General features: G+C 66.9%; 14 protein-coding genes and 1 tRNA gene. 10 read left to right on the forward strand and 5 right to left on the reverse strand.

What is annotated here, in order from left to right; translation table 11 throughout:
* Positions 1–4: 4 nt before the first annotated feature.
* The 3 genes from ACZ48X_RS18815 to ACZ48X_RS18825 form a co-directional block, all read right to left on the reverse strand.
* Positions 5–817, reverse strand: coding sequence for a 7-carboxy-7-deazaguanine synthase QueE (locus ACZ48X_RS18815; RefSeq protein ID WP_336352001.1), 813 nt, complete (start codon positions 815–817; stop codon positions 5–7).
* 2 nt (positions 818–819) lie between these two features.
* Positions 820–1,278, reverse strand: a complete 459-nt coding sequence (locus tag ACZ48X_RS18820) for a 6-pyruvoyl trahydropterin synthase family protein (protein WP_336352002.1) — start codon at positions 1,276–1,278, stop codon at positions 820–822.
* A 154-nt stretch (positions 1,279–1,432) separates the two neighbouring features.
* Positions 1,433–1,780, reverse strand: coding sequence for a helix-turn-helix domain-containing protein (locus tag ACZ48X_RS18825; RefSeq protein WP_336352003.1), 348 nt, complete (start codon positions 1,778–1,780; stop codon positions 1,433–1,435).
* A 142-nt stretch (positions 1,781–1,922) separates the two neighbouring features.
* Between ACZ48X_RS18825 and ACZ48X_RS18830 the strand changes: the two genes are divergently transcribed.
* The 9 genes from ACZ48X_RS18830 (at position 1,923) to ACZ48X_RS18870 (ending at position 12,049) form a co-directional block, all read left to right on the forward strand.
* A complete protein-coding gene (locus ACZ48X_RS18830; RefSeq protein WP_336352004.1) occupies positions 1,923–2,816 on the forward strand; it encodes a prenyltransferase in 894 nt (297 codons plus the stop codon).
* Positions 2,817–3,069: 253 nt separating this feature from the next.
* Entirely contained in the window at positions 3,070–3,642 is a 573-nt protein-coding gene (locus tag ACZ48X_RS18835; RefSeq protein WP_336352005.1) for a chemotaxis protein CheW, read from the forward strand.
* A 184-nt stretch (positions 3,643–3,826) separates the two neighbouring features.
* A complete protein-coding gene (gene cheY, locus ACZ48X_RS18840) occupies positions 3,827–4,189 on the forward strand; it encodes a chemotaxis protein CheY (protein WP_227130611.1) in 363 nt (120 codons plus the stop codon).
* Positions 4,186–5,310, forward strand: a complete 1,125-nt coding sequence (cheB, locus tag ACZ48X_RS18845; RefSeq protein WP_336352006.1) for a chemotaxis-specific protein-glutamate methyltransferase CheB — start codon at positions 4,186–4,188, stop codon at positions 5,308–5,310. The genes cheY and cheB overlap by 4 nt, the downstream gene beginning before the upstream one ends.
* Positions 5,303–8,857, forward strand: coding sequence for an ATP-binding protein (locus ACZ48X_RS18850; RefSeq protein WP_336352007.1), 3,555 nt, complete (start codon positions 5,303–5,305; stop codon positions 8,855–8,857). Before cheB ends, ACZ48X_RS18850 begins: the two co-directional genes overlap by 8 nt.
* A gap of 13 nt (positions 8,858–8,870) precedes the next feature.
* Entirely contained in the window at positions 8,871–9,476 is a 606-nt protein-coding gene (locus ACZ48X_RS18855; protein WP_227130614.1) for a chemotaxis protein CheC, read from the forward strand.
* Positions 9,473–10,714 carry a chemotaxis protein CheC gene (locus ACZ48X_RS18860; protein ID WP_336352008.1) on the forward strand — a complete coding sequence of 414 codons (1,242 nt, stop codon included), beginning with the start codon at positions 9,473–9,475 and terminating at the stop codon, positions 10,712–10,714. The genes ACZ48X_RS18855 and ACZ48X_RS18860 overlap by 4 nt, the downstream gene beginning before the upstream one ends.
* A 13-nt stretch (positions 10,715–10,727) precedes the next feature.
* Complete coding sequence (locus ACZ48X_RS18865; RefSeq protein WP_323677444.1) at positions 10,728–11,249, forward strand: chemotaxis protein CheD; 522 nt, start codon at positions 10,728–10,730, stop codon at positions 11,247–11,249.
* Positions 11,246–12,049 (forward strand): CheR family methyltransferase, encoded by an 804-nt coding sequence (locus ACZ48X_RS18870; RefSeq protein WP_336352009.1) that lies wholly within the window; start codon positions 11,246–11,248, stop codon positions 12,047–12,049. Before ACZ48X_RS18865 ends, ACZ48X_RS18870 begins: the two co-directional genes overlap by 4 nt.
* Positions 12,050–12,179: 130 nt before the next feature.
* Here the strand turns inward: ACZ48X_RS18870 and ACZ48X_RS18875 are convergent, their stop codons facing one another.
* Both ACZ48X_RS18875 and ACZ48X_RS18880 read right to left on the reverse strand, forming a co-directional pair.
* On the reverse strand, positions 12,180–12,320 hold the full coding sequence (locus ACZ48X_RS18875; RefSeq protein ID WP_336352010.1) for a hypothetical protein: 141 nt from the start codon (positions 12,318–12,320) through the stop codon (positions 12,180–12,182).
* A 338-nt stretch (positions 12,321–12,658) separates the two neighbouring features.
* Positions 12,659–12,730, reverse strand: a tRNA-Ala gene (locus ACZ48X_RS18880).
* A 276-nt stretch (positions 12,731–13,006) separates the two neighbouring features.
* Between ACZ48X_RS18880 and ACZ48X_RS18885 the strand changes: the two genes are divergently transcribed.
* The gene (locus ACZ48X_RS18885) at positions 13,007–13,480 is read left to right on the forward strand and encodes a 30S ribosomal protein S15 (protein WP_336352011.1); all 474 of its coding nucleotides are present in this window, start codon (positions 13,007–13,009) and stop codon (positions 13,478–13,480) included.
* The last annotated feature ends 7 nt before the right edge of the window (positions 13,481–13,487 follow it).

Genomic DNA, 13,487 nt, shown 5'->3' on the forward strand with positions numbered 1-13,487 from the left:
GGAGTCACGTTTCGGGGGCGTCGTTCCAGAGGTCGACGTGCAGGCGTGGCGTGTACCGGTAGCCGTGTTCGAGCGCGAGGTCGGCGACGCGCTCGCGGGTCTCGGCGAGTCGCTCGCGGGTCGCGCCCTCGGGCATCAGGAGGACGTCCGCGTCGCGGACGGTCGCCGTCGTCGCGTCACGGATGCGTTCGACGAGCGCGTTCACCTCCGCGAGGTCGTCGGCCTCGGAGACGACGAACTTCAGTTGGCTGTCGTACGATTCCACGAGCGCGGTCAGGGCGTCGAGGTCGATGCGGCGGTCGTCGTGGCGGTCGGCCCACTCGCCGTCGCCCTTCGGGTCGCGTTCGCGCGTCGGCACGCTGTTCGCGAGCTTCGGCGAGATAGAGGCGAGGTCCATCGGGGCGTCGGGCGCGATGGTGCCGTTCGTCTCCACGGTGGTGTGATAGCCGCGGTCGGCGAGGCGCTCGAGGAGCGTCTCGCTCGCGTCGTGCACGAGCGGTTCGCCGCCGGTGAGGACGACGTGGTCGGCGTCGAAGGATTCGACTTCGGCGACGACGTCGTCGAGGCTCATCCACGCGTGCGTCGGCTCCCACGACGTGTGATAGGAGTCGCAGTACCAGCAGCGGAGGTTACAGCCGCTCGTGCGGACGAAGACCGACGGCGTTCCAGCGAGCTTGCCCTCGCCCTGGAGGGACTCGAACAGCTCGTTCACCGGGAGCGCGTCGCCCTCCGGGGCGGTGGCGTCGTCGCCTGCAGCCCTCGTCGCGTCCGAGTCCTCGCCGTCGTCGCCGTCGTCGATGCTGTCGGTGACGGGCATCCCTAGAGCGGGCTGCCGCCAGTGAGTTCGCTCGTCTCGGCGACCTGCACGCGAACGTCAGCGACCGACTCCGGGAGCGCGTCCAGCAGCTTCGTCTCCAGGACGACGCTCATGACCTCCGCCGTCGGCGGGCGCTCCAGCGTGACGACCGCGTCCCCGTCGCCAGCCTCCTCGAACGCGTCGACGAGCGGGTCGTCCGCTTCGAGCAGGAACCGGTGGTCCCACTCGTCGACGACGTCGGTCACGTCGCCTTTGTCGACGACCCAGCCCTCCTCGGTGACGTCGCCCGTGATCGCGACCGCGATCTCGTAGTTGTGGCCGTGCGGGCGCGAGCACTTCCCGTCGTGGTGCTGGATGCGGTGCCCGGCGGAGATGCGTAACGGTCGGTCCCGGCCCACGTACAGCGTCCGTCGCGCGTCCTCGAGACGCTCCGCGGACGCCGACGGTATTCGCTCAATCATACTCCACGCTTCTCCCACGTGCACTTGAACGTGCTCATCCGCCGCGAGCGCGTCGCTCGTCGCAGGTTCGTCCCGAAGGAATCGACGACACGAGCACGGTCGCGAGCGGACCGCGGCCACCGTCACCAGCCGGTCCGGTGACGCTGGGCGGCGGTCACTCCATCTGCTCCTGAATCTGGTTCTTCGCGGCCGACCGGTCCTCGGTCGACAGGGTCGGTCCCTCGCCCGTGAACTCGATGGCGAACTCGTCGAGCGTCCGCCGGTAGACGTTCGTTCGCCGCCCCTCGTCCGAGAGCTGTCGGCCCTCGCACTGGAGGAGTCCCACGGACTCCAACTCCTCGATGCGACGATAGCACGTCGCGATGGGGACGCCCAGCTCGTCGCTGAGGTCCTGGACGGACGTCGGCGTCCGCGCCGCACAGAGGATCTCGGCGCTGTACTTGTTGCCGAGGGCCGTCAGGACGCTGGTGGCGACGTCGTCGGTCCGCCCACTCGAACTCATGTCGAACCCATTCACGATTATCACGGTTGAAACTTCCGACTGGTGTGGTGCGCGTCTCGGCGGTCCACGACGACCGCCACCGCGGGGCACCACTCCGCAACTCGCCGACACGCATACGGTCGTCTCGCCCCAATTGACGACCGTGACAGAGCGTCGAAGTCGCCGGCGTCGGTACGCCGTCGCGCTCGCCGGAATGGCGCGCCCCGACCAGCTCGCGCTCATCTGCGTCGTTTACGCGCTCGGCGTGCTCGTCGCGGTCGCCCGCGGCGGCGAGCACGCGAACGTCCTCGTCGGGGTCGGCGCGCTCCTCGCTGTCGCGGTCGCCGTGCACTACGCGAACGAGTACGCCGACTACGAGACCGACGCGCTCACCACCCGCACGCCGTACTCCGGCGGCAGCGGCGTCCTCCACGCCACCGGGCTGGACAGAGCCTTCGCGTGGCGCGCACTCGTCGGCGCGAGCGCACTCGCCGTCGTCGCACTCCTCGCGAGCGCCGTCGCCGGGCTCCCAGCGACCGCAACCGCGCTCCTCGCCGTCATCCTCGTCGCCGGCGTCGCGTACTCGCTCGGGCCGCGACTCGCGTGGCGCGGCCTCGGCGAACTCACGAACGCCCTCCTCGGCGGCCTCGCACTCCCCCTGTACGGCGTCGCCGTCACCGGCACGGCACTCGACGTCGTCGACGTCCTCACCTTCCTCCCGTTCACCGCCATCGTGTTCACGAACCTCCTCGCCACCCAGTGGCCCGACCGACGCGCCGACGCCCAGGTCGGGAAGCGCACGCTCGCCGTCACACTCGACGCGCGCACGCTCAGACGACTCTATATTTTCACCGCTATACTCGGTCTCGGTGGCGTCACCGCGCTCGTCGCCACGGGACTCGCGCCCCACGAACTCCTCGCGCTCGCCGCCCCAACCATCGTCCTCCTCGTCGTCGGCGCACACCGATACGGGCGCGTCGAATCGCCAGCCGTGACCGTCCACGCGATGGTCGTCCTCGCGTTCGCGTACGTCCTCACCGCCGCCTGCGCGTGGTGACCCACGCCGCCTGCGCGTAGTCACGCGACCCGGGGACGCCGCCCGAAGCGCGCGACCCCACCCGAACCGCGTGACCTCACCCGAACCGCGTGACCTCACCCGAACCGCGTGACCTCACCCGAACCGCGTGACCTCACCCGAACCGCGTGACCTCACCCGAACCGCGTGACCTCACCCGAACCGCGCGACCCCGCCGAACGAACCGGTCGGGGGGCAGATTTTTATCCGTGCATACGGATTAGCGAACACGAGAATGTCCGCGGACCTCCCCGACGAACTACAGGACGTCGAGGTCTCCTCGCCGTCCGACGAGGAGACCAGAGACCCGGAGACGGAGCGCGCTGGCGGCGACGGGGAGCCCGACGAAGTCGAGCAGTTCGTCGTGTTCCGCGTCGGCGACCGCCGCCTCGCGATGAACGTCGACGCCGTGAAGAACATCGTCAAGGTCGGCGAGTTGACGCGCGTCCCGCGCGCCGCGAACGCCATCGACGGCATCATGGACCTGCGCGGCGAGATCACCGCGATAATCGACGCGCGCAGTCACTTCCCGACGCGCGTCGACGAACCCCCCGAGAACGACCAGCGGATCATCGTCTTCGACATGCCCCAGGACCGGCAATCCGCCGGCATCCGAGTGGATACCGTCGACGGCGTCGAACTGTTCCCGCTCAAGTACGTGACGCCGAGCGAGGACGCGACGGACGAGGCAGCCGACCATCCGCTCGTCGCCGGCCTCCTCCACCGCGTCGAGAACGGCGAGCGAACCGAGCCGGTCGGCCTCGTCGACGTCGAAGGCGTCATCGAAGCGTCCGGCCCGACGCAGTGAGCTGGTAGCGACGACGGAGCGCGGGAGAACGTGTCATAGCCACGTCGCGACAGCATCGGTAGGAACCCCTTGAAACCCTACTCTCGGAGAGTAGCGACTCCATAACGCCGATTATCGGGCATGATAACCGGGCAATAGCATTTATGTTTTTGCTTCGTCTAACGATGCTTGGTGTATTAACCGAATGTCGACAGGGGTGCTCATCGTGGACGACTCTCATTTTATGCGGAATCTCCTCAGACAGATTCTGGAGGACGATTACGAGATACTCGGAGAGGCGTCCAACGGGGCCGAAGCGGTGAAATTGTACAAAGAACAGGAACCGGATATCGTCATGATGGACATCGTGATGCCGAAGTGTAACGGCATCAAGGCGACAGCCGCCATCAAGAAACTCGACCCGAACTCGCGGGTCATCATGTGCACGTCCGTCGGCCAGCGCGAGAAGATGAAGCTCGCGGTCAAGGCCGGCGCGGACGGGTACGTGACGAAGCCGTTCGAGGAACCCAGCGTCAGGAAGGCGCTGAAGGACGTCGTGCCTGCATGACGAGCGTGCTGGTCGTCGACGACTCGCAGTTCATGCGCACTGTCATCGGGAACGTGGTCGCGGACCACGGGTACCGTGTGCTGAGCGCCAGCGACGGCCAGGAAGCCATCGAGATGGTGCACGAACACGACCCGGACGTCATCACGATGGACGTGGAGATGCCCGGGATGGACGGGATCGAGGCCGTGTCGCGCATCATGGCGTCGAAGCCGACACCGATATTGATGTTGTCCGCGCACACGCAGAAGGGCGCGGAGGCGACGCTCGACGCGCTCGCGCGTGGCGCCGTCGACTTCCTCGCGAAACCCGGCGGTGAGGTGACGCGCGAGCTCGAATCGCTCGGCGACCGCATCGTCGAGAAGGTCGAAGCGGTCGCCGGCGCGGACCTGTCCTCGATAGCGCCGACGGAACGTCGGGCCGCGGCCCCTGCGGGGTCGACGGGCACGACGCCGTCCAGTCGACCGGCGGCGACCGACCGGTCGGGCGGTGCGAGCGAGTCGTCGGTCGAACCGGACCGTGCGTTCGTCGAGCACCCCACTGTCGTCATCGGGGCGTCCACTGGGGGCCCGAAGATACTCGAGAGCATCCTGCGTTCGCTCCCGGTGACGCTCGACCCGAAGGTGTTGGTCGTCCAGCACATGCCGGAGAGCTTCACGGACCGGCTCGCCGCGCGCCTCGACTCGTTCCTCCCGTTCGACGTGTCCGAAGCGTCGGACGGACAGCGCGTGCGGGACGGCGAGGTCGTGGTCGCGAAGGGCGGCTATCATCTCGAGGTCACGTCGAACGTCGCCGGGAACCTCCGCTTGCGGTTGACGGAGGGCGAGCGCGTGCACGGCGTCCGTCCCGCGATCGACGTGACGATGCAGACCGCTGCGGAGCGCGTGTCGGACCCACTCGTCGGCGTGGCGTTGACGGGGATGGGGAAGGACGGCGCCGCGGGTATCGAAGCGATCAAACGAGCAGGCGGGACGACAATCGCGCAGGACGAGGCGTCCAGTCCGGTGTTCGGCATCCCCGAGAAGGCGATCGCGACGGGGTGCGTCGACCACGTCCGGTCGGCCACGGACGTGCCGGGCGCTATCTGTGACGCGTTCGCTCAGGAGGCTTCGAGCCATGGATGAGTACGTACGCGACTTCGTGCAGGAAGGAGAAGAGAACGTCACCGAGCTGAACAACGCGCTCCTGGAGTTGGAGCGCGAGCCCGGGGACGAGGAGGCGATGGACCGCATCTTCCGGATGGCGCACACCCTGAAGGGGAACGCGGGCGCGATGGGGTTCGAGGAGGCGAGCGACCTCGCACACGCTATCGAGGACCTGCTGGATGCGGTTCGCGCGGACCAGATGGCCGTGTCGGCGGACCTGATGGACGACGTGTTCGATGCGGTCGACGAGTTCGAGTCGATGCTCGACGACGTGCGCGAACACGGCGAGATCCGGACGGACCCGAGCGACACCATCGACCGCCTTCGCGCGGTGGAGGCGGCGGCGACCGGCGCGCCCGGTATCACGGATCCGTCCGGGGACGACCTCGACGACGCGGTCCGCGGCCTGGACGACCTCGACGAACCGGACCACACGGTGTATCACGTCCGGCTCTCGGTCGTGCAGGACGAGAGCGTGAACAACGCGGCGCTCGTCGTCGACGCGCTCGAGGACGCGTTCGACCTCCTCGGGACGACGCCGCCGCGGGACGTCGTCGAGGCGGACGATGCGAGCGGCCGCATCGACGCGGTGTTCGGGAGTGCGGTGACGCCGAGCGCCATCGAGGCGGCGCTGGAGCCCGTGGAAGCCGTCGACGACTGGATCATCACGGACGTCACGACACGCTACGAGGACGCGGACTCAGTCGCGGACGCGTCCGCTGGTGCTGCGGGTGCGTCGGCGAGTCCGGTCCCGGACGACCCGGCCGCGGAGATCGACGAGGACGTCGCGCAGGACATGAGCGTCGACGAGCTCCTCGGCGAGTTCGACGAGTACGACGACCTGGACGCGCTCGTCGAGGAGATGGACGACGTGTCCGGGTTCGACGACCTCGGCGAGGCCGGGTCGTTCGACGACCTCGACCTCGGCGAGGACCTGGAGGCGGACGACCAGCCGGCGGACGACCCGCTCGCGGGTGACGACGAGCTCGACCTCGGCGACGACTTCGCCGGTGACGACGAGCTCGACCTCGGCGGCGACGACATCGCTGGAGACGACGAGCTCGACCTCGGCGGCGACGACCTCGCTGGAGACGACGACCTCGCGGGTGACGAACCGACGACCGGCGACGACGCCGCTGCCGACGCCGGCGACGCGGAGGACCCGGAGCAGGTCGAGGACGCCGCGGCGACGTTCGCGGAACTCAAGGACGAGGTCGACCCCGTCGGGTTCGACGAGCTCCAGGACGAACTGGACGAACTCGAGTTCGACGAGTACAGCGACGAGGAGGAGGTCGGGTTCGACGAACTCCTCGGCGACGACTTCGAAGAGGGCGACGAGGACTTCTTCGGCGACGACGAGATGGACGTCGACGACGGCGACGTCGACGACATCCTCGTCGACGACGTCACCGGGTTCGACGAAGCCGACGCGGACGACGACTCCGTCGAAGCCGACGCAGACGCGGTCGAGGCGGACGCGGGCGCGGATGCCATCGAGGCGGACGCGGAAGCCGTCGAAGCCGACGCGTCGAACGTCGACGCGGCCGTGGACGACGGCGTCGCCGACGAGTTCGCTGCTGCCGGTGACGCCCCCGACGATGCGCAGACGGGGGACGCGACCGCTGATGCGGACGTACCCGAGTCGGCAGACGCGACCGCCGACGCGGATACCGCCGATACCGCACCCGCCGCGGACGACGGGCTCGGGGACGCGCCGGACGTCGGCGGGTTCGACGACCCAGCGACCGCGGACGCCGCCGGCGGCGACGGCCTCGACGACGACGGGTTCGAGCTCGGGGCTGCCGACCCCGACAGCGACACGTCGTTCGACGACGTCGACGACCCGTTCGACGGCACCGAGACGCCCGCGAGCGCCGACGACTCGTTCGACGCTGACGTCGGTAGCGACGACCCCGGCAGCGACCTCGACACCGACGACTCGTTCGCCGTCGAGGCCGACGACTCGTTCGACGTCGAGACCGGCGACGGGTTCGAGACCGACGCGGACCTCGACTTCGGCGCGGACGACGCACCCGACGTCGACGCGGAGACGGAAGCGTCCTCGACGGACGGCCCGCTCGCGGACGTCGACGAAGCCGACCTCGACAGCGTCGAGGTCGGCGAGTTCCAGCTCGACGAACCAGGCGACGAAGCGGCGACCGCCGACAGCGACGTGCAGACCGGCGACTTCGGCACCGACGCCGGCTTCGACGACGCCGCATCGAGTGGCGTCGAGTACGACGGCATGGACGCCGGCGGATTCGACGAAGCCCCCGAGGACGCCGCCGACGCGGCGGCGCCCGAAGGCGAGATGGACCCCGACGACGCACGCGCGCTCGTCGACTCCACGCTCCCGCGGTCGGGCGACGAAAGCGGTGACGGGGAGGTGCAGTCCGTGCGCGTCGACGTCGACCAGGTCGACCGGCTCCTGAACCTCGTCGAGGGACTCGTCACGAACCGCGTCCGCCTCCGTCGCTCCGTCGAGGAGGACGCGGGCGCAGCGCAACTCGACGACGACCTCGACGAACTCGAAGACATCACGGGCGAACTCCAGGACACCGTGATGGACATCCGTCTCGTCCCGCTCAAGATGACCGCGAACAAACTCCCCCGCGTCGTGCGTGACGTCTCGCGCGAACAGGGGAAGTCCGTGGACTTCGAGCTGGAAGGCGAAGACGTCGAGATGGACCGCACCATCCTCGACGAGATCAGCGACCCGCTCGTGCACCTCGTGCGGAACGCCGTCGACCACGGCATCGAATCCCGCGAGGAACGCGAGCAACTCGACAAACCGGACACGGGAACCGTGACGCTCGAAGCGCGACGCGCACGGGACCGCGTCGTCGTCGAAGTCAGCGACGACGGCCGCGGCCTCGACCCGGACGTCCTCCGCGACGAAGCCGTCGAGGAGGGCATCCTCAGTCGCGAAGAAGCAGACGAACTATCCGACAACGACGCACACGAACTCGTGTTCCATCCGGGGCTGTCGACGGCCTCGGAGGTCACCGACGTCAGTGGCCGTGGGGTGGGGATGGACGTCGTCCGGTCGACGGTCGAAGACCTCGACGGCGAGGTCGAGATCGAGAGCGAACTCGGCGAAGGCACCACGATACGGCTCGTGCTGCCGGTGTCGGTCGCCATCGACGACGTCCTCTTCGTGGAATGCGGCGACGAAGAGTTCGGTATCCCGACGAAAGTCGTCCGGGACATCGGCTCCGCCGCAGCGGTGGAACAAGGCGACGGCCGCGAGGTCGTTCGAACCGACGACGGGGACGAGACCCCGCTCGTACGCCTCGGAGACGCACTCGGTACGCCGGGGAGCGCCCGAGCGGACGGCGGCGGCATGCTCCTGCACGTCCGCGGGGACGTCAGGGACGTGGCGCTGCACTGCGACCGCGTTCAGGGCCAACAGGAAGTCGTCGTGAAACCGTACGACGACGTCCTCGGGGGTATCCCCGGGCTCTCGGGCGCGACCGTCCTCGGGGAGGGCGAGGTCGTGAACATCCTCGACGTGAAAACGCTATGAGAGAGAACAAACCATGAGCTTGATGGTCGACATCCGGAAGCTTAGCTTCATCAACGAAATGGCAAAGGTGGGGACGAACGGCGTCGCCGAGAACATGAGTAAACTCACGGGCGAGAACGCCCAGATGGAGGTGACGAAGACGAACTTCATCGACGTGAAGGACATCAAGTCCCAGCTCGACGATGGCAAGCGCGTCGGCGTCCGCGTGCGGCTGATGGAGCCGCCACACGGGCACGTACTCATCCTCTTCCCGGAATCCTCCGCGAAGAAGGTGACCGCGCTCATGCTGTCCGATATGGTGGACGACATGGGTGACGTGTCCGGCGAGATGGCGCGCTCCGCAGTCGAAGAACTCGGGAACATGATGGCGAGCGGGTTCATCGACGGGTGGGCCGACGTCCTCGGCCGCACTATCGACATCGCGACACCGCAGCTCGTGTACGCGCCAGCGGGCGACATCGTCGAACGGACCGCGGGACTGGGCGGCGAGGACCTCGCGCTGTTCTTCGACTCGAACCTGACCGTCCCGAGCTACGACATCGCCGCCGAGATCTACGCGTTCCCAGACCTCGAGGAGTTCGTGGAGATGGTCAACGCGATCGAGGCACGGCCCCAATGAAACTGGACATCAAGGCACTTGGGACGTTCTACGAGATGGCGCGCGAAGGCGCCGGCCTCGCCGCAGGCCGCCTGACGCGGATGACTGGCGTCGAGACGCGAGTCGGCGTCACGAAACTGAACTTCATGCGGGGCTCGGAGATCCAGAAGGAGTTCGACGACGACACCGACAAGGTCGGCGTCCGCGTCGAACTGTCCGACGGCATCGACGGCCACTCCGTCATCGTGTTCGACCGCGAGAGCGCGCTGCGCGTCGTCTCCACGCTCCTCGACGACACCGGCGACGAGTTCGACGACATGAGCCGGAGCGCCGTCACCGAGGTCGGCCAGATCATGAACGCCGGGTTCATCGACGGCTGGGCGGACGTCCTCGAGACCGGTATCGACGTGGAGACGCCCGAGTTCGTCGAAGGCCGGACCGCCATGGACTTCATCGGCGACCTCGACGAGGCGCCGGACGCGGACGACTTCGCGCTCCTGTTCCAGAGCAAGATCGAGGCGGTCGACACGGAGATCGAGTTCCGGCACTACCTGTTCCCGGAACGCGAGTCGATGGCAGCGGTCCTCGACCGGCATCGCGACCCGAACTCGATCGGGATCGAGTACGACAAACTCGCCGCGTTCGACGAGATGGCGAAACAGGGCGCGAAGGAGGTGGCGTCGAACATCACGACGCTCACCGGCATCGAGACCGAAGTCGAGGTCCGGAAGCTGAACTTCGCGAGTCTCGAAGCCATCCCCGAGGAGATCGACGACGAGATGCTCGTCGGCGTCGCGCACGAACTCGACGGGAACCCATCCGGGTACCTCCTCTTCCTCTTCGATGAGTCGAGTGCGCGCGAGGTCGTGGAGGCGACCGTGCCGAGCCCACCCGACGACGAGTTCGGTGACCTCGGCGTCTCCGCGATCAAGGAACTCGGGAACATCATGGCGAGCGGGTTCATCGACGGGTGGGCGAACGTCCTCGGGACGACGATCGACCACTCGCCGCCGGAGTACATCCACGATTACGGCGCCGCAGTCATCGACCCGGTCGTCATCCAGCTCGGCGAAGACCAGGAGTTCGCGTTCGTGTTCGACACCGTGATGCGTGCGAACGACCGCGAGTTCGACTGCTCGATCTACGCCATCCCGAACCAGGACGACCTGGAACGCGCGCTGAACGAACTCGACGTCGACAAGGTCGCCGACGCGGAGACGAAAGCTGACGTCTCGATCGACGAACTGGAGAACGCATGACGATGGAGGACGCATGAAGACGTACGGGAGCGAACCGGGCGCGCCGGAACCGGTGCAGGTCGGTATCTCGGAGTTCGTCGTCCGCGGTAGGGACGCCGAAGACACCCTGAAGTCCTATGGGCTCGGGTCGTGTCTCGCGGTCGCGCTCTGGGACCCGGACTCGGGGATCGGTGGGCTCGCGCACGTGATGCTGCCCGACGGCGACGCCGCGGACGGTGCGGACGAGAAGCCCGGGAAGTACGCCGATACCGCGATCCGCGCGATGCTTCGGCGGATGGTCGAGAAGGGCGCGGCGTACACGAGCGTCGAGGCGAAGATCGCGGGCGGGAGCGACATGTTCGAGTTCGAGTCCTTCGGCGATGGCGTCGGCGAACGCAACACCGCCGCTGCGAAGGACGAACTCGGGAAGCTCGGCGTCCCGATCATCGCCGAGGATACGGGCGGGCAGCGTGGTCGCACGGTCGAGTTCGACACGAGCACCGGCACGCTCACCGTTCGAACCGCCGACGGCGATCACGGAGTGGTCGAGCTGTGAGCGGTGACGCCGCCTACGAGCAAGTCACCGCGTACGTCGAGGACGAGATCGGGTTCGCGACGAGCCACTACAACGACAGCTACCTGAAACGGCGCCTCTCCAGTCGGATGCGTCGCACGGGCGTGTCGGACTACGAGGAGTACTTCGAGTTCCTGAAGGACAACGACGAGGAAGCCCAGGCGCTCCTGGATTCGTTCTCGATCAACGTCACGGGGTTCTTCCGGAATCCGGACGTCTGGGAGGGTATCCGTGGCGTCCTCCGGGACCTCTCGGAGAACAACGATCGCGTGCACGTCTGGAGTGCGGCGTGTGCGGACGGCCGCGAACCGTACTCGCTGGCGATGCTCGCCATCGACGACCCGCGCGTCGACGAGGAGAAGTTCCACATCTACGGGACCGACATCAACGACGAGTCCCTGCAGACCGCGCAGTACGGCGAGTACAACAGTTCGCGGACGGTGGACATCGAGGAACAACTGTCGTTCCTCTCGAACTTCCACGCGTACGTGGACCGGGACGGTGACTCGTTCCGGATGCGCGAGAAGGTGCGTCGGAAGGTGACGTTCGCGAAGCACGACCTCATCAACGGCGAGGCCAAGAGCGGGTTCGACCTCGTCGTCTGCCGGAACCTCTTCATCTACATCGACAACGAGTACAAGCAACCCATCCTCCGCACTATCGCGAACTCGCTGAAGCCCGGTGGGTATCTCGTCATCGGGAAGGCGGAGACGATCCCGCCCCAGCTCAAGTCGGCCTTCGAGGTCCTCGACGGCCGACTCCGCATCTACCGGCGCGAGTAACCAGGTACAAAACCGACTCGTGTCGGCCCACGAACGTATTTATTCCACGAGGCGGCGAAGTAACGTCAACAGTTCTATTGTTCGCATCCACCAACAGGTTCCCGGTGGATGCGGCCCGATACGGTTCCCGTCAGGCGACCTTGCGTTTGAGCTTCTTCTTCGCGAACCGCTTCCCGACGAACGCGAGCACGCCAGCAGCGACGAGGCCCTTCCAGCCGTACTTGTCCTTCCCTTTCTTCGCGGCCTTCCGCACGAGCTTACTACCGAACATACCCGAACCAACGCGAGGCCACCACGAGTACGTCGGGGCAAAACAGTTCGGCGCCGACGCTGTCCTCTTCGGTTAGCGTCGCGAAAATGCGAGTGAACCCGCCGAGGATTCGAACCCGAAACCAGACGTGCTCGCTCACTGCGTTCGCTGCGCGCGACTGGTAGGACTTCAAATCCCGACTGCGTCGTAGTTATTTCCGCGACTCCGACGACTCGCTACGCTCGTCGGTTGGCGTCGCGAAAAGTAGTGGACTTGTCGGGATCCCCGCGAGCGAGCGCAGCGAGCGAGTGGGGATACGACAAGCCCACTGACTCCGTGAACGTAGTGAACGGAGGAAGTGGACTTGTCGGGATTTGAACCCGAGGCCTTCCCCGTGCCAGGGGGATGATCTACCGCTGATCTACAAGCCCGCGTTCGCATGACTACGTTGTCCGTGGGTGATTGATAAACCCCTCGAATCGCGTTGCTGTCGTGGGAGGGTTTGCCGTGGTGCTGGGATTCGTTTGGAAACCCTTTTGGGCGCGCTCGTCGGAGGTTCTGGCGGGAACGGCACGGTCGCAAATCTGACTCGCTGCCCGCTTGGGTGGCTTGGGATTGCGATAGTGCGTCCCGACCGCGAGCCCTGCGCGCAGCGTGGGGTGGCGGTCGGGTAACTATCTGCGCCGCTGCGGTTCCTATCCTCAACAATGGCTCGAATGCACACGCGCCGTCGAGGCTCGTCCGGTTCGGACAAGCCCGCGGCGGACGAACCGCCGGAGTGGAGCGACGTCGACGCGGACGCTGTCGAAGACCGCGTCGTCGAACTGAAAGAACAAGGGTACGACCCGTCCCAGATTGGGATGAAGCTACGCGACGAGGGCGTTCAGGGCACGCCGGTGCCTGACGTCAAACTCGCGACTGGGAAGAAGGTCACGGAGATCCTCGAGGAGCACGATGCGACGGACGAGCTCCCGGAGGACCTCCGGAACCTCATGGAGCGCGCCGTGCGTCTCCGCGATCACATGAACGAGCATCCGCTGGACGCGTCGAACAAGCGCGCGCTCCAGAACGCGGAGTCGAAGGTGCGCCGACTCGTCTCGTACTATCGCGGTGACGTCCTCGACGAGGACTTCACGTACGAGCACGAGGAAGTGAAGGAACTCCTCGGGTACGACGACTAATCGTCGA

Source organism: Halorubellus litoreus, assembly GCF_055378595.1.

Coding starts and splice junctions, on each gene's coding strand:
- ACZ48X_RS18815 (WP_336352001.1), bottom strand. CDS start 817: ATGCCCGTCACCGACAGCATCGACGACGGCGACGACGGCGAGGACTCG.
- ACZ48X_RS18820 (WP_336352002.1), bottom strand. CDS start 1,278: ATGATTGAGCGAATACCGTCGGCGTCCGCGGAGCGTCTCGAGGACGCG.
- ACZ48X_RS18825 (WP_336352003.1), bottom strand. CDS start 1,780: ATGAGTTCGAGTGGGCGGACCGACGACGTCGCCACCAGCGTCCTGACG.
- ACZ48X_RS18835 (WP_336352005.1), top strand. CDS start 3,070: ATGTCCGCGGACCTCCCCGACGAACTACAGGACGTCGAGGTCTCCTCG.
- cheY (WP_227130611.1), top strand. CDS start 3,827: ATGTCGACAGGGGTGCTCATCGTGGACGACTCTCATTTTATGCGGAAT.
- cheB (WP_336352006.1), top strand. CDS start 4,186: ATGACGAGCGTGCTGGTCGTCGACGACTCGCAGTTCATGCGCACTGTC.
- ACZ48X_RS18850 (WP_336352007.1), top strand. CDS start 5,303: ATGGATGAGTACGTACGCGACTTCGTGCAGGAAGGAGAAGAGAACGTC.
- ACZ48X_RS18855 (WP_227130614.1), top strand. CDS start 8,871: ATGAGCTTGATGGTCGACATCCGGAAGCTTAGCTTCATCAACGAAATG.
- ACZ48X_RS18860 (WP_336352008.1), top strand. CDS start 9,473: ATGAAACTGGACATCAAGGCACTTGGGACGTTCTACGAGATGGCGCGC.
- ACZ48X_RS18865 (WP_323677444.1), top strand. CDS start 10,728: ATGAAGACGTACGGGAGCGAACCGGGCGCGCCGGAACCGGTGCAGGTC.
- ACZ48X_RS18875 (WP_336352010.1), bottom strand. CDS start 12,320: ATGTTCGGTAGTAAGCTCGTGCGGAAGGCCGCGAAGAAAGGGAAGGAC.
- ACZ48X_RS18885 (WP_336352011.1), top strand. CDS start 13,007: ATGGCTCGAATGCACACGCGCCGTCGAGGCTCGTCCGGTTCGGACAAG.